This is a genomic window from Pseudomonas sp. NBRC 111133, from assembly GCF_001320605.1.
Classification (GTDB): Bacteria; Pseudomonadota; Gammaproteobacteria; order Pseudomonadales; family Pseudomonadaceae; genus Aquipseudomonas; species Aquipseudomonas monteilii.
This window is the reverse complement of the sequence record NZ_BCBJ01000037.1, coordinates 1-19,708: the sequence shown is the minus strand read 5'-3', so window position 1 is coordinate 19,708 and position 19,708 is coordinate 1. Positions and strand designations below refer to the sequence as shown.

At 63.9% G+C, this 19,708-nt stretch carries 22 protein-coding genes; 11 read left to right on the top strand and 11 right to left on the bottom strand.

Annotated elements, in window-relative coordinates; genetic code table 11:
* The first annotated feature begins 62 nt into the window (after positions 1 to 62).
* The 3 genes from APH36_RS07900 (at position 63) to APH36_RS07890 (ending at position 1,999) form a co-directional block, all read left to right on the top strand.
* Positions 63 to 1,055 (top strand): response regulator, encoded by a 993-nt coding sequence (locus APH36_RS07900; protein WP_060498169.1) that lies wholly within the window; start codon positions 63 to 65, stop codon positions 1,053 to 1,055.
* Positions 1,052 to 1,420, top strand: a complete 369-nt coding sequence (locus APH36_RS07895) for a response regulator transcription factor (RefSeq protein WP_156866863.1) — start codon at positions 1,052 to 1,054, stop codon at positions 1,418 to 1,420. Before APH36_RS07900 ends, APH36_RS07895 begins: the two co-directional genes overlap by 4 nt.
* A 141-nt stretch (positions 1,421 to 1,561) precedes the next feature.
* Positions 1,562 to 1,999 (top strand): DoxX family protein, encoded by a 438-nt coding sequence (locus APH36_RS07890; protein ID WP_060498168.1) that lies wholly within the window; start codon positions 1,562 to 1,564, stop codon positions 1,997 to 1,999.
* Here APH36_RS07890 and APH36_RS07885 read toward each other — a convergent pair.
* The gene (locus APH36_RS07885; protein WP_060498167.1) at positions 1,996 to 3,486 is read right to left on the bottom strand and encodes a YifB family Mg chelatase-like AAA ATPase; all 1,491 of its coding nucleotides are present in this window, start codon (positions 3,484 to 3,486) and stop codon (positions 1,996 to 1,998) included. The genes APH36_RS07890 and APH36_RS07885 overlap by 4 nt on opposite strands.
* A gap of 257 nt (positions 3,487 to 3,743) precedes the next feature.
* Here APH36_RS07885 and APH36_RS07880 point away from each other — a divergent pair, with 257 nt between their 5' ends.
* The gene (locus APH36_RS07880; RefSeq protein WP_060498166.1) at positions 3,744 to 5,762 is read left to right on the top strand and encodes a DUF4034 domain-containing protein; all 2,019 of its coding nucleotides are present in this window, start codon (positions 3,744 to 3,746) and stop codon (positions 5,760 to 5,762) included.
* Between the two features lies 1 nt (position 5,763).
* On the opposite strand, the gene APH36_RS07875 is transcribed toward APH36_RS07880, so the two are convergent.
* Both APH36_RS07875 and APH36_RS07870 read right to left on the bottom strand, forming a co-directional pair.
* Positions 5,764 to 6,117, bottom strand: coding sequence for a gamma-glutamylcyclotransferase family protein (locus APH36_RS07875; protein WP_060498165.1), 354 nt, complete (start codon positions 6,115 to 6,117; stop codon positions 5,764 to 5,766).
* A complete protein-coding gene (locus APH36_RS07870) occupies positions 6,118 to 6,384 on the bottom strand; it encodes an accessory factor UbiK family protein (RefSeq protein WP_060498175.1) in 267 nt (88 codons plus the stop codon).
* A gap of 371 nt (positions 6,385 to 6,755) precedes the next feature.
* On the opposite strand from APH36_RS07870, the gene glnK reads away from it, so the two are divergent.
* The 3 genes from glnK to sutA all read left to right on the top strand — a co-directional run bounded on the left by glnK (position 6,756) and on the right by sutA (position 9,231).
* Positions 6,756 to 7,094 carry a P-II family nitrogen regulator gene (gene glnK, locus APH36_RS07865; protein ID WP_002555808.1) on the top strand — a complete coding sequence of 113 codons (339 nt, stop codon included), beginning with the start codon at positions 6,756 to 6,758 and terminating at the stop codon, positions 7,092 to 7,094.
* Between the two features lie 46 nt (positions 7,095 to 7,140).
* Entirely contained in the window at positions 7,141 to 8,472 is a 1,332-nt protein-coding gene (locus tag APH36_RS07860; protein WP_019096449.1) for an ammonium transporter, read from the top strand.
* A gap of 429 nt (positions 8,473 to 8,901) precedes the next feature.
* A complete protein-coding gene (sutA, locus tag APH36_RS07855) occupies positions 8,902 to 9,231 on the top strand; it encodes a transcriptional regulator SutA (RefSeq protein WP_060498164.1) in 330 nt (109 codons plus the stop codon).
* A gap of 99 nt (positions 9,232 to 9,330) precedes the next feature.
* Here the strand turns inward: sutA and APH36_RS07850 are convergent, their stop codons facing one another.
* Genes APH36_RS07850 through APH36_RS07825 form a run of 6 tightly spaced genes read right to left on the bottom strand, consistent with a single transcriptional unit; the run spans position 9,331 to position 13,950 of the window.
* Positions 9,331 to 10,026 (bottom strand): HAD family hydrolase, encoded by a 696-nt coding sequence (locus tag APH36_RS07850; protein WP_060498163.1) that lies wholly within the window; start codon positions 10,024 to 10,026, stop codon positions 9,331 to 9,333.
* A complete protein-coding gene (xerC, locus tag APH36_RS07845; protein ID WP_060498162.1) occupies positions 10,023 to 10,922 on the bottom strand; it encodes a tyrosine recombinase XerC in 900 nt (299 codons plus the stop codon). Before xerC ends, APH36_RS07850 begins: the two co-directional genes overlap by 4 nt.
* Entirely contained in the window at positions 10,922 to 11,632 is a 711-nt protein-coding gene (locus APH36_RS07840; RefSeq protein WP_016712636.1) for a DUF484 family protein, read from the bottom strand. The genes xerC and APH36_RS07840 overlap by 1 nt, the downstream gene beginning before the upstream one ends.
* A gap of 13 nt (positions 11,633 to 11,645) precedes the next feature.
* A complete protein-coding gene (gene dapF / locus APH36_RS07835; RefSeq protein ID WP_060498161.1) occupies positions 11,646 to 12,476 on the bottom strand; it encodes a diaminopimelate epimerase in 831 nt (276 codons plus the stop codon).
* Positions 12,477 to 12,480: 4 nt separating this feature from the next.
* A complete protein-coding gene (lysA, locus tag APH36_RS07830; protein ID WP_060498160.1) occupies positions 12,481 to 13,728 on the bottom strand; it encodes a diaminopimelate decarboxylase in 1,248 nt (415 codons plus the stop codon).
* Positions 13,729 to 13,737: 9 nt separating this feature from the next.
* Positions 13,738 to 13,950, bottom strand: a complete 213-nt coding sequence (locus APH36_RS07825; RefSeq protein ID WP_060498159.1) for a lipoprotein — start codon at positions 13,948 to 13,950, stop codon at positions 13,738 to 13,740.
* 252 nt (positions 13,951 to 14,202) lie between these two features.
* Here APH36_RS07825 and cyaY point away from each other — a divergent pair, with 252 nt between their 5' ends.
* From cyaY to rnk, 3 genes are all read left to right on the top strand, one after another.
* The gene (cyaY, locus tag APH36_RS07820; RefSeq protein ID WP_004375540.1) at positions 14,203 to 14,535 is read left to right on the top strand and encodes an iron donor protein CyaY; all 333 of its coding nucleotides are present in this window, start codon (positions 14,203 to 14,205) and stop codon (positions 14,533 to 14,535) included.
* Position 14,536: 1 nt separating this feature from the next.
* The gene (locus tag APH36_RS07815) at positions 14,537 to 14,761 is read left to right on the top strand and encodes a DUF1289 domain-containing protein (RefSeq protein ID WP_013974742.1); all 225 of its coding nucleotides are present in this window, start codon (positions 14,537 to 14,539) and stop codon (positions 14,759 to 14,761) included.
* A 146-nt stretch (positions 14,762 to 14,907) separates the two neighbouring features.
* Entirely contained in the window at positions 14,908 to 15,318 is a 411-nt protein-coding gene (rnk, locus tag APH36_RS07810) for a nucleoside diphosphate kinase regulator (RefSeq protein WP_016712630.1), read from the top strand.
* 32 nt (positions 15,319 to 15,350) lie between these two features.
* On the opposite strand, the gene APH36_RS07805 is transcribed toward rnk, so the two are convergent.
* Entirely contained in the window at positions 15,351 to 18,206 is a 2,856-nt protein-coding gene (locus tag APH36_RS07805) for a class I adenylate cyclase (RefSeq protein ID WP_060498158.1), read from the bottom strand.
* 169 nt (positions 18,207 to 18,375) lie between these two features.
* Here APH36_RS07805 and APH36_RS07800 point away from each other — a divergent pair, with 169 nt between their 5' ends.
* Positions 18,376 to 18,828 (top strand): YaiI/YqxD family protein, encoded by a 453-nt coding sequence (locus APH36_RS07800; protein ID WP_060498157.1) that lies wholly within the window; start codon positions 18,376 to 18,378, stop codon positions 18,826 to 18,828.
* 175 nt (positions 18,829 to 19,003) lie between these two features.
* On the opposite strand, the gene elbB is transcribed toward APH36_RS07800, so the two are convergent.
* Positions 19,004 to 19,663, bottom strand: coding sequence for an isoprenoid biosynthesis glyoxalase ElbB (gene elbB / locus APH36_RS07795; RefSeq protein WP_060498156.1), 660 nt, complete (start codon positions 19,661 to 19,663; stop codon positions 19,004 to 19,006).
* Positions 19,664 to 19,708: the final 45 nt, after the last annotated feature.

The window sequence follows — 19,708 nt, the reverse complement described above, 5'->3', positions numbered from 1 at the left end:
ACGCGTACGCTGTCCTAGCCTGCCCGGGGCTGCGTAAACGCCCATGCCCGCGTGAGGACGCCATGATCCGAATAGGCAATGCCCAAGTGTCGCTGGAGCGGCGAGAAGTGTTTCTCGACGGCAAGCCGATCCTGTTGGGTGGCCGCGCATTCGAGGTGTTGGCCACGTTGATCAAGGCCAAGGGCCGGGTGGTCGGCAAGGACGAACTGTTCAGCCAGGTGTGGGCCGGCACGGTGGTCGAGGACAACAACCTGCAGGTGCAGGTGTCCTTGCTGCGCAAGGCCTTTGGCGACCGTGGGCTGATTCAGACCGTATCCCGCCGGGGCTACCGCCTGGCTGCCGAGATAAGCCTTGATGTCCCTTGCCAGGCGCCGGGCCACTTGCCGCAGGGCGCCGGTGCCGACATGTTTGGGCCCTTGGAAGACAGTGCGAATGTACCGGTGCTGGTGGTGGACGATGACCCCTCGGTGCGTACGGCACTGGGCCGCCTGCTGCGCTTGCAGGGTATTCCGCATCATTTGTTCGCCAGTGCCGACGCGTTGTTCGAAGCCCGTCTGGAAACCCCCTGCGCCTGCCTGCTGCTCGATATGCACCTGCCCGATACCACTGGCCTTGAGGTGCAGCACGCCCTCCGCCAGCTGGGGCTGCCTTGGCCGATCGTGTTCATGACCGGTTTCGGCACCATCCCGATGACGGTGCAGGCCATGCGTGCGGGGGCAGTGGAGTTCCTGACCAAGCCTTTTGATGAAGACCAGTTGCTGACGCTGCTGCAGGCCGTGCGCACCCAGGCTGTGGTCGATGGGCGCAAATGGCACCATGCGCGGCAGGTCGAGGCAAAGTACCAACGCCTGACCCAGCGTGAGCGCCAGGTGTTCTCGCTGGTGGTCGATGGCCTGTCGCACAAGCAGATCGCCAGGCAGATCGGCACCAGCGAAGTGACGACCAAGGTGCACAAGAAAAACATCATGAACAAGATGCAGTCCCGCTCGCTGGTGGAACTGGTGGCCATGCACAACATCATCGGGGCGCGGGTAGAGGGCCTGGCCGGCGCATGAGCAAATGGGTGTGCATCGTCGATGACGATGCTTTGGTGCGCAAAAGCCTGGCCAACCTGCTGCGTTCGGCCGGGTTCGAGAGCTTGGCGTTTGCTGCGGGGGATGTATTCCTGGGTTCGGAGCTGGCGCGGCAGGCGGGCTGTGTGCTGCTCGACCTGAAAATGCCCGGAATGAGCGGGCTGGCCGTGCAGCGCAAGCTGGCCCGGCAGCAGTGGCGGTTGCCGGTGATCTGCATGTCGGCGCATTGGGATGATGACGCGGTGCATGCGGCGATGAGCCTTGGGGCATTGGCCTGCCTGGGCAAGCCTTTTTCTGAAGAGGTGCTGCTAAGAGTGGTTGAAGAGGCATTGGCGGGCGGGCAGTGATGTGCTGCCTTTGCCGGCCCTTTCGCGGGCTCGCCCGCGAAGAGGCCAGTAGCCTTAACATCCATCTCAGCACACTTGCGCAATCAATCACCGGGGATTCGGGCAATGCTCCCGTGGTAATCGTTTAGCGAGCCCCTTGCCATGCCCCGCCTGAAAACCTTCCTTGACCCCCAATCCCCAAGCCTGAGCGCCACCGGCCTGCTCTTCATGCGGATAATGGCCGCCTTGCTATTACTGTTTATCCATGGGCTCCCCAAGCTGCTGGACTGGAGCGGTGAATTGCAGCGCATAGAAGACCCATTCGGGTTGGGCGCACCGCTGACCTTGGGGCTGGCGGTTTTTGCCGAGGTGGTTTGCCCACTGTTGCTGCTTTTGGGTGTTGCCGCGCGCCTGGCTTGCCTGCCGGTGCTGGCAGTGTTGCTGGTGGCGCTGGTGGTGGTGCACCCGGACTGGACGCTAGAGCAGGGGCAGTTTGCCTGGTTGCTGGTGGCACTTTACGGCGGGTTGGCGTTGACTGGGCCTGGGGCGTATTCGGTTTCCGGGTATTTCTGCCGGGGCAAAAAAGCCCCGGCAATCTAACTGCTCCCCGGCCGGTACTGCAGGGCCTCGGCTAGATGAGCCCGGCCAATCGCCTCGCAACCCTCCAGGTCTGCCAACGTTCGTGCCACCTTCAACAAGCGGTGTGCCGCCCGCAACGATAAGGTCAATCGCTCACAGGCACCCTCCAGCCAGGCCTGGTCTGCTGGAGTCAACTCACAGTGGCGGCGCAACCCCTCGAGGTTGAGAAACGCATTCGCGCACCCTTGGCGCCGGTGCTGCAGTTCCCGTGCTTCAGCCACCCTGACGGCCACATCGGCACTGGTCTCGCCGCAGGGCTGGTTGTTCAGGGTGGTGCTTTCGCGGGCCACGGTCAGGTGCAGGTCGATACGGTCCAGCAGCGGCCCGGACAGCTTGTTGCGGTACCGTGCGATCTGCTCGGTGCTGCACCGGCAGCGGCCTGTGGGGTCGCCCAGGTAGCCGCAAGGGCAGGGGTTCATGGCAGCCACCAGCTGAAAGCGTGCCGGGAAGCGCACCTTGTCGCGGGCCCGGGCAATCACGATTTCGCCCGATTCCAGCGGCTCGCGCAGCACTTCCAGCACACGCCGTTCGAACTCTGGCAGCTCATCCAGAAACAGCACGCCATGGTGGGCCAGGGTGATTTCGCCCGGTTGCGGTCGGCTGCTGCCTCCGACCAGTGCCGGGCCGGAGGCGGAGTGATGAGGGTGGCGAAACGGCCGTTGTGGCCAGCTATTCAGCGGTGCATGCCCGCTGACCGACTGAATGGCCGCTACTTCCAGCGCCTCGTGCTCGTCCAGCGGCGGCAGCAGCCCGGGCAGGCGGCTGGCGAGCAAGGTCTTGCCGGTGCCCGGGGGGCCTGTGAACAACAGGTTATGTGCACCGGCCGCTGCCAGTAGCAAAGCCCGTTTGGCTGCCAGTTGGCCCTGCACTTCGCTCAGGTCCGGGTAGGGGCGTTGATGCAGGATCAGGCCATTGGCAGCGTACGGTGGCAGCGGCACCTGGCCATTCAGGTGGGCGACCAGCTCCAGCAGGTGCCCCACTGCATACACAAGCAGTCCACCCGCCAGGCTGGCTTCCTCGGCATTTTCCCGTGGTACCACCAGCGCCCGGCCTGCCTCTCGCGCCGCCAGTGCCGCGGGTAGCACGCCCTGCACCGGGCGCAACTTGCCCGACAGCGCCAGTTCGCCCAGGCATTCGACTTCGGCGAGGGTGGCAACCGGCACCTGGCCGTCGGCAGCCAGTATGCCCAAGGCAATGGCCAGGTCGTAACGCCCGCCATCCTTGGGCAGGTCGGCAGGGGCAAGGTTCTGGGTAATGCGCCGCTGCGGGTAGTTCAGCCCGGAGTTGACGATGGCGCTGCGCACCCGGTCCTTGCTTTCCTTGACGGTGGTTTCCGGCAAACCGACCAGGGTGAGATGGGGCAGGCCATTGGCCAAGTGGGTTTCAACGCTGACTGCCGGTGCCTGCACACCCACCTGGGCGCGGCTATGGACGAGGGCTAGGGACATGGACGCTCCGTTGTCGCTGGAAAGGGCCGCTTCCTGCGGCTGGGCCAAGGATAGCCAGCGCCGTGCCTGGGTGGCGCAAGAAGTGTGCGTCATGGTTTTTCAGGGCAGGGACTTTCCCTGTATTTTCAGGCAGATTGGCAAGAATGGATCCAATTACCTTTGCGCAGGTGCCCGCTATGGCTTAGTGTTGTTGGGCAACTGCCGTTGCCATGGGATGGCATCGCGGCTTCTTTCAAATGGACTTGAGGTATTGCTCCGTGCAAACGCTCGCCCGCACGCGCCAGGTTATCCGCGAACTGGTGCAGGCCAATTCATTCATAGAGCTCACCCGCTTTTTCGACAGCCTCGAGGCGCAATGGCACCAAGCCCCGCCCGGCGAGTTTCCCGCCTACATGGCGGCCCTCGAGGGGCACATGCTGGTCGACCTGGGCAGCCAGGGCGACAGGGCGCTGAGCCAGGTGCTCAAAGCCTGGATCGACGTCTGCCCCAAGGCCTACCACCCGCAGGTGGTAATGGGCCTGCATTGTTTTCATCGCGCCTGTCAGGTGCAGGGCGGCGGCCAAAGCAACGCGGCACGCGTGCTGGCCGTCGAGCAGATGTGTGAACGCGCGACGGCGCACTTGCTCCGCGCCATGGACCGTTCTGCCCAGCCTGTGGCAGCGGCCATTGGTATGCTGCGCATCAGTGCGCAATTGCGCGAGCCCGGCTGGTTGGTCGAACTGTTCCAGGGTCAGCCCGCACGCTACAGGCCCAGTGCCCATACCGATGTGGAGGTGCAGGAGGCTGCGGCCCCACTGCTGGTGAAGCATGGGTTGCTGCCCCTGGCCGAATTGCCACTGGCATTGCCGGCATGCCTGAGCAGGCGAGTCGATCACGAGAACGAAGCCCCCCGCTATTACTGGCTGCGCCATGCGCTGGTTGCCCGCCCGGGTTGCTTCGAAGCGATCCAGGCCCTCGCCGAATACTTGCTGCCCCGTTGGGGCGCCAGCTTCGATGCGCTGGAGCTATTGGCCAATGGACCGTTGTGCGAGGCGTGGGACGAAGCGTTGCGTAATGCGTTGCGCTGGATGGCCGTCGAAGACCGGCTGAAACTGCCCCATGGCGACCAGTTGCAGGCCGTCGCGGATTGGCAGCAGCTGTTCGACGCCTGGTTGCAACGCCCGCTAAGGCCCAGGGAGCGCGCTGTCGTGTTGGCTTGGCGAGCCGCGCTGCGCAGCAGTGCCTTGCAGGACGCTGTCGGTGGTATGCGCGACTTTACCGCGAGCTTTGCGTGCAACGCCGATCACGGCGCAATCCGCGCCATGGGCGTGCCGTTTCGCTGTCTGGTCGAGCTGATACTGCGCGATGGCATGGCAGATGAACAACAGCTGTTGCGCACCGCCATCGAGCGCCTGTGTGACGGTCGCTTGCATGCTGGCGCCAGTGCACTGCGCGCTGTCGGGCATCGCTTCGGCCTCTGGGGGATGCCGCGCTCGGCCGAGCAGGCAAGGGTATGGTCGCAGGTGGCGGTGAAACTCCAGCGCGCGGGCCAGGTATCGGGCCTCGAGGTGCTTGGCGCGGCGCGGCTGCTGTGGGCTGCCAACCGGCATGAGCTGGCCTGTTACCTGTATGAGCGCTGTGCCGAGCTGAACCTGCCGGGGGCTGCCCTGGGACTGTACGAGCTGCACAGCGGCGGCCTGAGCAACACGCCGGCGCACTATCTGGATGACGAGGCGGCAGAGCACTGGCTGCTGCGTGCGGTGGAAACAGGCAGCCGGCAAGCCAAGTACAACCTGGCCTGCTTGCGCATGGAGGGTGATGAGGACCTTAACGAGCGCAGTGCCATGCTGGCCGTCAGGTGCCTGCTGGTCGACGCGCTGGGCAATGCACAAACCAATGCACGCGCGCGCTTGCACCTGGGGATTCTGTTGCGCCAGTTTGGCCAAACGCAGGAACGGGCCGAAGCGGTCGCCTACCTGTCGAGCCTGGTCGAGCACCCGGACCCGTGGATTGCCGGGCGTGCCAGCGCCGAACTGGGGCTGGCCTGGATGCAGGGGCGCGGCACCCGCAAGCAGAGCCGTTTTGCCGCCATCGAATGGGCCAACCGTGCGGCCGCTTTGCAGCCAGGGGATTCGGCCATCGAGGATATCCAGGCCGAGATACTCAATTCACACAACCGGGTGAAAACCCTGTTCACTCAGTGCGGTGCGGCCCTGTTTCGCGGCACTCTGCATGCCAGTGAGCTACCGCCGAAACAAGCGGCATCCCGGCTACCTCGATTACGGGCCTCGGCCTGATTCAGGCGCGCACATAAACCCAGGCAGTCAGGCCCGAGGCAAGGGTGACGGCGACACGCTTGTAGTCGGCGACTTCATAGCGGTCTGCTGCCGCCAGCTCTTCTTCGCTGATCTGGAAGACCATGCCGGCCACGCTGTCATCGGCCTGGCTGCTGGGGGAAACGATGGGGTGACGGGATTTGCCGCTGGCCGCCAGTACGGCCGGGTCGGTGATCTCGACCCAGTCCTGGCGGTAGCCCGGCATGCGGTCGGCCTGGCCGTTCAGCTCACGGCCGAAGTTGGCCAGTTGCACGGCCTTGTCCTGCAAGGTGCCGTAGGAAAACAGCAATACCGGGTAGGCGCTGGAGGGCTGCATTCACTCATCCTGTGGGGTCGGGTTCAGCCGTGCTTCCAGCTCGGCTACTTGTTTTTCCAGGGTCTCGAGGCGTGCGCGGGTGCGCGCCAGCACGACCATCTGGCTGTCAAATTCATCGCGGCTGACCAGGTCCAGCTTGCTGAAGGCACCTTGCATCAGCACCTTGAACTGGCTTTCCAGCTCTGCGCGGGGCTGGGCGGTATCGCCGCTGAACAGGCGCGAGGCCTGGTCGCTCAGGGCATCGAGAAGGGCTTTTGGCGCGAGCATGGGGCTGTCCACTGAAACTGAGAATGGCCGGCAGTGTAGCACGGGCCATGACGCGGCTTGGGGCCACACGCCTGCACGTTTTTCGCGCAGCGCGGCCTGCCGGTGCGCACCGAAATTGTGCATGTTTTCCATGCTGGCGACTGGCCAATCCCGACTGATTTGCATAACCCACTGTTTTCCGGTGCTTTGCCCGAACTGGCAAGGTTTCTGCAAAGACCTGTACGAGCCATGCACTGATGCAGTTCCTTGTGACCAGGCAGTGCGCACGCGGAGCCGGATGCCGACGACGCGTTACAAAGCCAACCGCTGCGCTTAGACTTGAGACGGGTTTGTTTTCCTGGGGCAAGTCCACCAAATCGGGAGAGAGTTTCATGAAGCTAGTCACAGCCATCATCAAGCCGTTCAAGCTGGACGACGTGCGCGAGTCGCTGTCGGAAATCGGCGTGCAGGGCATCACTGTTACCGAAGTCAAAGGTTTCGGTCGCCAGAAGGGCCACACCGAGCTGTATCGCGGTGCTGAATATGTGGTCGATTTCCTGCCCAAGGTGAAGATCGATGTCGCCATCGATGACAAGGACCTTGATCGGGTAATCGAAGCCATCACCAAGGCAGCCAACACCGGCAAGATCGGTGACGGCAAGATTTTCGTGGTGAATCTGGAGCAGGCGATCCGCATCCGTACCGGCGAAACCGATACCGACGCGATCTAAGCAGCAACAAAGCCTCACCAAACCCAAAGCCCCAGGAGAAAACAACATGACTCTGCGTAAGATCGCAGGGCTAGGAGCCCTATTGTCCCTCGTAATGCCCGGGCTTGCCCTGGCAGAGGAAGCTGCCCCAGCGCTGAACTCCGGCGACACCGCTTGGATGCTGACCGCAACGGCGCTGGTGCTGTTCATGACCATTCCGGGCCTGGCCCTGTTCTATGGCGGTATGGTGCGCTCCAAGAACGTGCTGTCGGTGATGATGCAGTGTTTTGCAATCACCGGCCTGATGAGCATTCTCTGGGTCGTCTACGGCTACAGCATGGCCTTCGATACCACCGGTATGGAAAAGGGCGTGCTCAACTTCAACTCCTTCGTCGGCGGCTTCTCCAAGGCCTTCCTCAGCGGCGTCACGCCCGAGAACCTGACGTCGGCCACCGCGCTGTTCCCTGAGGCGGTGTTCATCACCTTCCAGATGACTTTCGCCATCATCACCCCGGCGCTGATCGTGGGTGCCTTCGCCGAGCGCATGAAGTTCTCCGCGATGCTGGTGTTCATGGGCATCTGGTTCACTTTGGTGTACGCGCCGATCGCGCACATGGTGTGGAGCGGTGACGGTGCACTGATGTGGGACTGGGGCGTACTGGACTTTGCGGGCGGCACCGTGGTGCACATCAACGCCGGTATCGCAGGCCTGGTCTGCTGTCTGGTGCTGGGCAAGCGCAAGGGCTACCCGACCACCCCGATGGCCCCGCACAACCTGGGTTACACCCTGATGGGCGCCGCCATGCTGTGGATCGGATGGTTCGGCTTCAACGCAGGCTCCGCCGCTGCCGCCAACGGCACCGCCGGCATGGCCATGCTGGTTACCCAGATCGCCACTGCCGCTGCTGCACTGGGCTGGATGTTCGCCGAGTGGATCGGCCACGGTAAGCCAAGTGCCCTGGGCATTGCCTCGGGTGTGGTTGCCGGCCTGGTCGCCATCACCCCGGCTGCAGGCACCGTAGGCCCGATGGGCGCCCTGGTGATCGGTCTGGCTTCGGGTGTGATCTGCTACTTCTGCGCCACCACCCTCAAGCGCAAGCTGGGTTATGACGACTCGCTGGACGCCTTCGGCGTGCACGGTATCGGCGGCATCATCGGTGCCATTCTCACTGGCGTGTTCGCAGCTCCGGCGCTGGGCGGCTTCGGCGCCGTCACCGACATCGGCATGCAGGTCTGGATCCAGGCCAAGGGCGTGATCTTCACCGTGGTCTACACCGCCATCGTTACCTACGTGATCCTCAAGGTGCTGGATGTGGTGATGGGCCTGCGGGTCAACGAAGAAGAAGAGTCGGTCGGTCTCGACCTGGCTCAACACAACGAACGCGGCTACAACCTGTAACTGCGACGCGGTAAAAACTTGCCCGGCTTGCCGGGCATTTTTTTGCCAGATTTTTAGCATTTCCCGCACGGCAAACGGTTTATCCAACACGTTCGCGACGTAGGTAGAAAACTTACAAGTCGTAGGGCATTTATGGTGCTTTGCTTTTTCCACGGGCGCGCTAGAATGCGCGCCGAAGGGTGTTTTACGAGTAGTCCACACACTTCTCCAGCCTTTGCTAGGCTTGCCAATAGCGTGTGGCCAGCAGGGGCTAATGGATTTGTCAGGTCCTGCCAGGAGCAGGGCCTGCTGGGTGCCGCCTCCCATCAGGAGCGCCGACCCAAGGGCAGTGGCCTAACCCACGGCCAGTTGAATTTTCACTGGTGGCTGCCGGTCTACGGCTGCACTGGTCTATAACTAACCTGCTTTTCGCAAGTCATGAGGTAGAACATGAGCGACGACGATCTGGAAAACGACGACCTCGAAGTAGGCGACGAAGACGAGGGTGATGAAGGCCTCGACGCGGCAGCTGACGACGGCGCCGAAGACGCTGGCGATGACGACAGCAGCCCGGCACCCACTGCCAAGGGCAAATCCAAGGCGGCGGTCTCGGTAGACGAGATGCCGAGCATGGAAGCCAAGCAGAAAGAGCGTGATGCACTGGCCAAGGCGATGGAAGAATTCCTTTCTCGCGGTGGCAAGGTGCAGGAAGTCGAGGCCAACGTGGTCGCTGACCCGCCCAAGAAGCCGGACAACAAGTACGGCAGCCGCCCTATCTGAGTGGCTGATCGCAAAAAAGCCCGCCGTCGCTGCGGGCTTTTTTGTGCCTGCGGGTTATGGGTTGCCTGTGCCCGCGAATGGGCCGCGTAGCGGACCCTGTCAGCGCCAGCGCGAAAGGACGTCGGGTAACTGCGACAGCCGCTGGATCTCGGCATCCGGCGCCTGCTCACCCGCCCAGGCCTTGCCCTGTGGGTTGAACCACACTGCCCGCAGTCCGGCGCGTTGGGCGCCGGCAATGTCATCGCCAGGGTGGTCGCCGATGTGCACAGCCGCGCTGGCGTCCACTTTGCCACGGCGAAGGGCTTCCAGGAACGGGGCCGGGTCTGGCTTGCCGATGCCAAGGTCCTCGGCGCACAGGGCAAAGCGGAAGTAGTCCGCCAGCCCCAGTCGGCTTACGTCGGCGTTGCCGTTGGTAACCACACCCAGGGTGTACTGATGGCGCAAGATCTCCAGCACCGGCTGCACCTCGGGGAAGATCTCCACCTGGTGGCGAGCATGCAGGAACACTTCAAAGCCTTCATTGGCCAGCTCCTGCGCATGTTTTTCGCTGTAGCCGACCTCTTCCAGGGCATGGAACAGCACCCGCCGGCGCAGGGCGCTGATGCGGTGCTTGAGGCCGGGCTCGGCCTGCACCAGGCGCTCGCGGATAGCAAACAGGTGCTCTACCGGCACACCGCCCAGGATCGGGGCGTTGGCTTCCAGCCAGTCGCGCAGCACGACTTCTGCACTGGCGATGACCGGCGCGGTGTCCCACAGGGTGTCGTCAAGGTCGAAGGTGATCAGCTTGATGCTCATGAGTCTGTGCCTTTGCTGCGTTTGGCCCGAGGGTGGGCGCTGTCGTACACCGCGGCCAAGTGCTGGAAGTCCAGGTGGGTGTAGATCTGGGTGGTGCTGATGTCGGCGTGGCCGAGCAGCTCTTGCACCGCGCGCAGGTCCTGAGACGACTCCAGTATATGGCTGGCGAAGGAATGGCGAAGCATGTGAGGGTGCAGGTGCTGGCCCAGCTCGCGTTCGCCGGCTGCCTTCACCCTTCGCCGAACGTCCCGGGGGCTGATGCGGTTGCCGTTGCGGGTGATGAACACCGCGCGATCGCGCGGGTTACCGATGCCGCGCAGGCGATACCAAGCCTGCAACGCCTCGCGTGCCTTGCGGCCCACCGGCAGCACGCGTGCCTTGCCGCCTTTGCCCAACACCTGTACCAGGCCGGCGGCCAGGTCGAGGTGATCGAGGTCGAGGTTGGTCAGCTCGGACAGGCGCAGGCCCGACGAGTAGAGCAGTTCCAGGATGGCGTGGTCACGGCGGGCGAAGAAGTCGTCGTCGACGCCGCCATCGAGCAGCTGCTGGGCACGGTCGGTGTCCAGCACCTTGGGCAGCCGTCGCTCACCTTTGGGCGCGCTCAGGCCGGAAGCCGGATCGTGCTGGCACAGGCCTTCGCGGATGAGGTAGCGGTACAGGCCGCGTACTGCCGAAAGTAGCCGTGCCAGGCTGCGCGAAGACTGGCCGTGGTGGTGCAGGCGGGCGATCAGCTGGCGCAACGGCTGGATCTGCAGCGTTTGCCAGTCGGCAATGCCGTGCTCTTCGCAGTAGGCCATGACCTTGTTCAGGTCGCGACGGTAGCCCAGCAGGGTGTGCTCCGACACCTGGCGCTCGTTGCGCAGGTGTGCGCAATAAGCCTCCAGCTGGCGCTCCATCAGCGTACCGGGCGCAGGGTTTGGGTCACGCGTGGCACAACGCGGCCGAGCACCTCGGCAATGTAGCCGAGGAACAGGGTACCGACGCTGCTCTTGTAGTGTTGCGGGTCGCGGCTGCCGATTGCCAGCACCCCATGCAGCCCTTGGTACTCAAGGGTAGCGACGGCGCTGGAGCCCACTTCCCGGCGCTGTTCCTCACCGAACAGGAAGGCCAGCTCGTGCTCGCGCAGGTTGCCACTGACCGTCTTGCCGCCGCCCAGCAGGGCTCCGATGGCTTGTTGCGCTTCGGTGTTGCTGACCCAGCGCCCGACCGGCGCGACGTTGTCGCCGAACAGGATCAGGCTGACGAAGGGCACCTGGAACTCCTGGCGCAGGCTGTCCTCGACGGCCATCACCACTTCTTCCAGGCTGCCGGCATCGAGCAGGTCCAGGATCAGCCGGCGGGTCTTGTCGAACAGCCGGTCGTTGTCGCGGGCCACGTCCATCAGTTGCGACAGGCGATGGCGCATCTCGATGTTGCGGTCACGCAGCAGCTTCAGCTGGCGCTCAACCAGCGAAACGCTGTCGCCACGCTGGTGCGGGATGCGCTGCTCGATCAGCAGCTCGTCGTGCTCGGCGAAGAAGGTGGGGTGGGCGCGCAGGTAGGCGACCACCGCTTCGGCATCGAGCTCGACGGACTGCGTGGGTACAACCTTGGGCTGATCGGTCATGGCGTTTACTCGCTTAGAGACGAACCTGTCCTTCGTAGACGCGTACGGCCGGGCCGGTCATCAGCACGGGCTTGCCGGGGCCGGCCCATTCGATGTGCAGGCGGCCGCCGGGCAGGTCGAGGGACACCGGGGAGTCCATCCAGCCTTGGCTGATTGCCGCCACGGCTGCGGCGCACGCGCCGGTACCGCAGGCCTGGGTTTCGCCCGCGCCGCGCTCCCACACGCGCAGGTTGGCGCGGTGGCGGTCGATGACCTGGATGAAGCCTGCATTCACCCGCTGCGGGAAGCGTGGGTGGTTTTCGATCTTCGGGCCCAGCTCATGCACGGGGGCAGTCTGCACGTCGTCAACGCGCAGCACCGCATGCGGGTTCCCCATGGACACGGCGGCAATCGAATACAGCTGGCCGTCGACGTCCAGTGGGTAGCTCTGTGCTTGCGCGTCAGCGATGAAGGGGATTTCGGCAGGGATGAAGCGCGGAGGGCCCATGTCGACACTCACCTGGCCGTCGTTCTGCACGTCCAGCACGATGATGCCGCTCTTGGTTTCCACCCGAATGCGCTTTTTCGCGGTCAGGCGCTTGTCCAGCACGAAGCGGGCGAAGCAACGCGCACCATTGCCGCACTGCTCGACCTCGGAGCCGTCGGCGTTGAAGATGCGGTAGCGGAAGTCCACTTCCGGGTTGTTCGGCGCCTCGACGATCAGCAACTGGTCGAAGCCGATACCGGTGTGGCGGTCACCCCATTGCTTGGCATGCTTGGGCTGGATGTGCGCGTGCTGGCTGACCAGGTCGAGGACCATGAAGTCGTTGCCCAGCCCATGCATCTTGGTAAAACGCAGCAGCATGGGCTTACTCCGGCAGCAGGCTTTCGCCAGCGTACAGTTCGGCGATGGTCTCGCGGCGGCGTACTTCGAACGCCTGGTCGCCGTCGACCAGGATTTCAGCGCAACGGCCACGGGTGTTGTAGTTGGAGCTCATGACAAAACCATAGGCGCCCGCGGACTGTACGGCCAGCAGGTCACCTTCGGCCAGGTTCAGTACACGGTCCTTGCCCAGGAAGTCCCCGGTCTCGCAGATCGGGCCGACCAGGTCGTAGGCACGGCCTTCACCGGCGCGTGGTTTGACCGCACTGACACCCATCCAGGCCTGGTACAGGGCCGGGCGGATCAGGTCGTTCATGGCCGCATCGATGATGGCGAAATCTTTGTGCTCGGTGTGCTTGAGGTATTCCACGCGGGTCAGCAGCACGCCAGCGTTGGCCACGATGTAGCGGCCCGGCTCGAACACCAGGGCCAGGTCGCGCGTGCCTACGCGTTCGCGGATGGCCTTGATGTAGTCGGCCACCAGCGGCGGCTGTTCATCGCGGTAACGCACGCCCACACCGCCGCCCAGGTCCAGGTGGCGCAGGTGGATGCCGCATTCGGCCAGGCGGTCGACCAGCACCAGCAGGCGGTCGAGGGCGTCGAGGAACGGCTCTACGGTGGTCAGCTGCGAGCCGATGTGGCAGTCGACACCGACCACTTCCAGGTTCGGCAACTGCGCGGCGCGCACGTAGATGGCCTCGGCGTCGGCAATGGCGATGCCGAACTTGTTTTCTTTAAGGCCGGTGGAAATGTACGGATGGGTACCGGCGTCGACGTCCGGGTTGACCCGCAGCGACACCGGGGCCACCTTGCCCATCTCGGCGGCCACCACTTGCAGGCGCTCCAGCTCGTCGGTGGATTCGACGTTGAAGCAGTGCACGCCCACTTCCAGGGCGCGGCGCATGTCTTCGCGGGTTTTGCCAACGCCCGAGAACACCACGCGGTCAGCGCGCCCGCCAGCGGCCAGCACGCGCTCCAGCTCACCGCCGGAGACGATGTCGAAGCCTGCGCCCAGGCGCGCCAGTACGTTCAGCACGCCCAGGTTCGAGTTGGCCTTGACCGCGAAGCACACCAGGTGCTCGGCGCCTTGCAGGGCGTCGGTGTAGCTGCGGTACTGGGCCTCGATGTGGGCGCGCGAGTACACGTAGGTCGGGGTGCCGAACTGCTCGGCGATGGCCGACAGGGCCACCCCCTCCGCGAACAGCTCACCGTCGCGGTAGTTGAAAGCATTCATCTGGTTTCCTTACTGCGCAGGCGACTGCTCGGGCTCGGACGGCAGCTCGGGCTGCTGTTCTTGTACCGGGGCCGGCTTGGCTTTTGGCTGGTGCTGATGTGCCTTGTGCGCTTTGCCGTTATCGCCGTCTTCAGGCAGATACAGCGGGCCCTTCTGGCCGCAGGCAGAAACGAGGCAGGCAACAGCGACCAGCGCCGCGAAGGAGGAAATCAGGCGCTTCATGGGTGAAATCCTTAGAAAATGCAGTATTGCGCCCGAGTATACCGAGCGACCGGCGGCTTGCCTATGCAAGGGCCGGTCAGCCGGACGGAGCAGCAGAAAACTGCAAGTTCTAAGCTTCAAGCGGCAAGAAAAGGCTGCCAGGTGTAGGCTGAGCTTTTTCTTGCCGCTTGAAGCTAGCAGCTTGCAGCTGGCGCTTTGCGCCCGTATCTTGCCCGGCTTGCCTGTAACGCAGCCAATTTCGAGGTTCCTGCAATGAGTTTGAGTGAAGCGCGTTTCCATGATCTGGTCGACGCGACCCAACAGGCCCTGGAAGACCTGTTCGACGAGAGCGGCCTGGACCTGGACATGGAGAACTCCGCTGGTGTCCTGACCATCAAGTTCGACAATGGCAGCACGCTGATCTTCAGCCGCCAGGAGCCGCTGCGCCAGCTGTGGCTGGCCGACCGTTCCGGCGGTTTCCACTTCGACTACGACGAAGAAAGCGGCAAGTGGGTGTGCGAGAAGAGCGAGGAGCTGCTGGGCGAAATGCTCGAGCGCATCGTCTGGGAGCGGGCCGGCGAGAAGCTGGACTTCGACGAGATCTGACATGAGCAGCACCCAGGCCCGGCCGCCCAAGCCGCTCTACAGCAACGTCAGTCCCGCAGTACCGTCGCCCTGCATCAGTGTTTGCCGGCTGGACGAACAGCGGGTCTGCACGGGTTGCCATCGGCATGTCGAGCACATCCGCGAATGGCGTTCGGCCGATGACGAACGGCGCCGGCAGATCTGCCGCGAGGCACAGGCCCTGCGCGACCAGGCTAAGGCACACTGAACGCAGGGGCTTGAGTATTTGCCCGGCTGTGGTAACGTCGGGTTCTGCGTCGGTGACGCCAAAGCCTTCTCAAACCCCGCCCTTGGGCGGGGTTTTGCTTTATCTGCACGATGAAAACCGCCTGTTCAAAGGAGTCTGACTGGATCATGAGCACCAAGCCTTCCCTCATCCTCACCCGATTGGACGTACAACGTCTGGAGCGTCTGATCGACAGCCTCGACGAGAGTACGCCGGGTGTGCTCGCCCTGCAGGACGAGCTGGACCGCGCCGAGCAGGTGGTCGGTCACGAGGAAGTGCCGGCAGGCGTGGTGACCATGAATTCCCGCGTGCACTGCCGTGAGGAAGCCAGTGGCAAGGACTACCACCTGACCCTGGTGTACCCGAAGGATGCCGGGCCGGAAGGCAAGGTTTCGATCCTGGCGCCGATCGGCTGTGCGCTGCTTGGGCTGTCGGTGGGCGAGCAGATCGACTGGCCGGCACCGGGCGGCAAAACCCTCAAGCTGAAGCTGCTGGAAGTGGAATACCAGCCGGAAGCGGCGGGCGATTTCGACCTGTAAGGGTCAAGGGGTCGCAAAGCGGCCCCGGCATTTCAGGCGCCTTCCGCCAACACCTGCTCCAAACCCTCATTCAACGCCTGCTCCAGCACCCGCTTGTAGCTCAGGTACACCTGCGTCGCCCCCAGCCGGTCATCCAGCAGCTCGGACAAATCCAGGTCGGTGATGTAGCACCGGTACCGCCCCGCGCCACGCCGCTGCCCGATGATCTGCCGGGCCACCACCGCATACAGCTGGTCACCATGCTCCAGCTCGGAAAACTCTTGCTGGTCGCAGTACAGCGTCACATGTGCCGTACCCGCCACACCGGCCTGGATGATGGCCTGCACCTCGTAGTAAGGCTGAGCGCTACCCTCGACCGGGGCCGGGCATGGCTCGATGCTGCGCGCCTTGCCAGGGCCGGCAGGCAACAGTTGTGCATAGTGGATGTCCAGCGAGGCCGCGCGCTGGCTGTCCAGCGGCAAGCGGGCATCGCGGCGCATCACCACCGAACGCAGGAAGCGCTGTAGCGGTAGCAGCAGGTGCGCTTCGTCATGCAAGGGCAGGCGTTGCTGCCAGAGGGCATTGTATTCATCCAGCACATACAGGTCGGCCCAGCCATCTTGCAGGCGGTAGAACACCTGGACGCACGCCGGCCGGCCTTGTTCCAGCACCAGGCGCAGATCGTGGTCCAGCAGGGCGTTGGCATCCAGGTACAGCGGGCTGTAGGCACTGCGCTCCTCGCCCAGGTGGCTGAGCAGCGCATCGTGCTCGGCCAGGGTGGCCAGGCTGACATGCCCGGGTAACAGCTCCAGTACATGGGTGTGCTGGGCTACCTGAAGCAGATAGCGGTGGTTCAGGCCTTGGTCCAGCAATAGCTGCACGGTGTCGAATATTTCCTCCACGCGCTGGCCGATGGCCTGGGCGCGGCTCTGGCAGAAGCAACGCACCCGCACCCGTGGCCGGTGCCCGCGCAGCACCGGGCTGTTGAGGAAGTCGCGCAGGCAGCGTACCAGCGCGTGTTCGCCTTCGTAGCGCTGCACCAGCACTTCGTTCCAGCTGTTCAGGGTGACCTGGTCCAGGGTCAGCACCAGGTTCTCGCGCACGCCGGCATAGCTCAAGGCGTCGGTACGCTCGGTGGTCATCAGGATGTTCAGGTCGCGGTGGTGGCGCAGCGGGTCGACGGCGACGTTGACCAGCAATAGCACCTCGTCGGCAACACTGGGTTGCAGCAGGCGCACTTCGCTGACGATCGGCAAGGGCAGAGGGATACGCTGCTGCAGGCAGCCCACCAGATTGAACAGCTCGTACTCGGTGAGGTCGCTGACGCCCGGGTGCAGTGCCAGGCGCGTGCTGCTGTCGATTACGCCGTTGCGGTGTGCCCAGGCCAGCAGTTCAAGCAGCTCGCGGCAGCGTTTGATCGGGCTGAAGTGTTCAACTTCATGGGTATTCAGGTTGCCGGTGTACAGCTCCCAGTGGTAGCTGCCGGGCTCCCTGCGGTTGGGTGCCTGGACCAGGGTCAGGGTGCCTTCGGCAAGGTCCGGGGCGATGCCGGGGTTGATCACTTCGACCTTGCCTGCACGGCGCTCGAAGGCTGCATACAAACGCCGGCCCAGCACGTTGAGGTCGCGCTGGTCGGCGCGGCTGCTTGCGTTCTGGGTGCGCGCAAACTCGCTGAGGAAGCGATAGCTATGGTTCAGCTCGGCCACCAGTTCGCGGCGTTCGGCGGCCACCTGCTGCACTTTCCATTGGCTGCGGGTGTCCAGCAGGGCCAACTGACGTTTGTCCCAGCCCCACTCGTCGGCCAGGCGCTGCAACAGGCGGCGCTGCCAGCCCTGATTGCGGCCTTGGTCACTGAGTTTCTTGTTCACCTTCAGGTACAGGCTGCGCCGTACCAGTTCCAGGCGCGCAGGCTCGCCACGTTGCAGCAGGTAGCGCTCGATACGGCGGTAGACCATCACATACGGGTCCAGCTCGTCGAGGTCGAGCTGGTTGGCGAATACGGCTTGCTTGTAGTCCAGGCTCAGGCAGCGCACAGCGGGGTGTTCGCTGGCGTAGGTTTCGGTCAGCAGCAGCTTGAGCAGCGACTTGTAGGGTGAATCGATGCCCTTGAACAATTGCCACAGGCCGGCGCCGACGAACTCGCCTGGCGGTATGTGCGCGAGGTTGCCAAGGTCGAGTGCGTCCTGGCTGCGGATGAAACGCTTGGTCAGCAGGGTCTGGGTATACGCGTGGTAGTTGTGTTCCTGGTAGACGGGTACCAGCCACCACAGCGGTGTGCGCCCGGCTAGCCAGAGGGTGGTGCGGTAGAACTCGTCCAGCAGCAGGTAGTGCTGGGTGGTGCCGCAGTCGTCGGAGCCCAGCTGGCCCTCCCGCTGGCCCCGGGCAAAGCCTTGCGTGTCGATCAGGAAGAAGTGTGCCTCGGCGCCCAGGCTTGCGGCCCAGTCCTCCAGCAATTGGCATTTGCGGCGCAGCTCTTCCAGCAACGGCTCGGGTAAACCGGGCGCGTGGCACACCCACAGGTCCATGTCGCTTTGCTCGGCCTGGGCCAGCGAGCCCAGGCTGCCCATCAGGAACAGGCCGTGGATCGGGCGTGGCGGGTTGCCATGGCGGGCTTTGTAGGTGAACGAGCGGGCCAGGCGCTGGGCCTCGATCACCAGGTCGGCGCCTGGCTCGTAGCCCGATACGCCGGCTGGAGTGCTGCCCGAGACGTAACCCGGCAACAGCGGGTGGTTCACATGGAACAGCAGCGGCAGCAGCGTCAGTACCTGTTGCTGGCGCGTCGACAGGCCTTCCATGGCCCGCTGCAGCCGCCCTTGGTTCAGCCGCAGGAAGCGCGCACGCAACGTCGCCAGGACCTTGCGGTCGATGCCTTCGTCCAGGTCTGGGCGGATTTCGTGAGGGTGGTTCATTGCGCACTCGGGCAGGCCAGTGGGGCTGTGGCGAGTTTAGCCTGAGTGGCGGGGTCGGATAAGCGGCAATCGAAATATTGGCGCCATTTTTACAGCGCTTGCCGGGCGGCTGCAGTTTTCACCGGGCTTGAGGCATGATGGGGGCCTTGAATTCATGAAGAGTAGTCCGATGCGTGTATGGATCGATGCCGACGCCTGTCCCAAGGCGGCCAAGGATCTGATCGTCAAGTTCGCCCTCAAGCGCAAGTTCGAAGTGGTGATGGTGGCGGGCCAGGCCGTCGCCAAGCCGGCGTTCTCGATCGTGCGGTTGATCGTGGTGCCAAGCGGCATGGACGCAGCCGACGATTACCTGGTCGAGCACGCTGTGTCGGGCGAGTTGGTGATCTGCAGTGATGTGCCGTTGGCTGACCGCCTGGTGAAAAAGGGCGTGGCGGCGCTGGACCCGCGCGGGCGCGAATTCGACGAACGCAACATGGGCGACCGCCTGGCGGCGCGCAACCTGTTTACCGAGCTGCGTGAGCAAGGCCAGGTGGGGGGAGGGCAGGCGGCCTATGGCGAGCGCGACAAACAGGCGTTCGCCAATGCGCTGGACCGGATCATTGCCCGGCTGTCCAAGCCCTGAGGCGACCCTGTGAGGGCATGTTGTGGGTTAACTGTCTTCTGCAAATATTGGAAGCTTGCGCGGTACCTGTGGGAGCGGGCTTGCCCGCGAACACGGGCGAAGCCCGTGCCATCCACCGCGGTGCCTGCTTCGCGGGCTTGCCCGCTCTCACAGGGATTTGCGTAATACTTGCGGGTTACTCGTGCGTCAGCTCCAGCACCCGATCCACCAGCTTGTAGATCCCGCCAGCCGCTTCGCTGATCGACTTGGCCTCCATGTACGCCGGTGTCGTCACCAGTTTGCGCTGGGTATCTTCGACAATATCGTGCACATCGCACTCTTCATGGGTGCCGCCCATTTTCGTCACGGCTGCCGCAGTGCCTGCGTCGGTACCGATGGTGCAGACCACGCCCGGCCCGTAGATTTTCGCCGCCAGTGCCGGCGAGATGCAGATCAGGCCGACCGGCTTGCAGGCGTCGGCGAAGGCTTCGGCCAGGGCCAGCACGTCCGGGTTGACGCTGCAGTTGGCGCCTTCCACGGCAAAGTTGGACAGGTTTTTCGCTGCACCAAAACCGCCAGGCACGATCAGCGCATCGAAGTCTTCGGCCTTGGCTTCGCGGATGTCCTTGACCTCACCGCGGGCAATGCGCGCCGATTCCACCAGCACATTGCGTGATTCGGGCATTTCTTCGCCGGTCAGGTGGTTGATCACATGCATCTGCGCAATGTTCGGCGCGAAGCACTGCACCTGAGCGCCGCGCTGGTCGAGGCGCAGCAGGGTGATCACGCTTTCGTGGATTTCGGCGCCGTCATACACGCCACAGCCGGAAAGAATCACCGCCACTTTTTTTGTCATGTTTAAAACTCCAGTATTTTATGGCGCCTGGGAGATCGAGCGCCG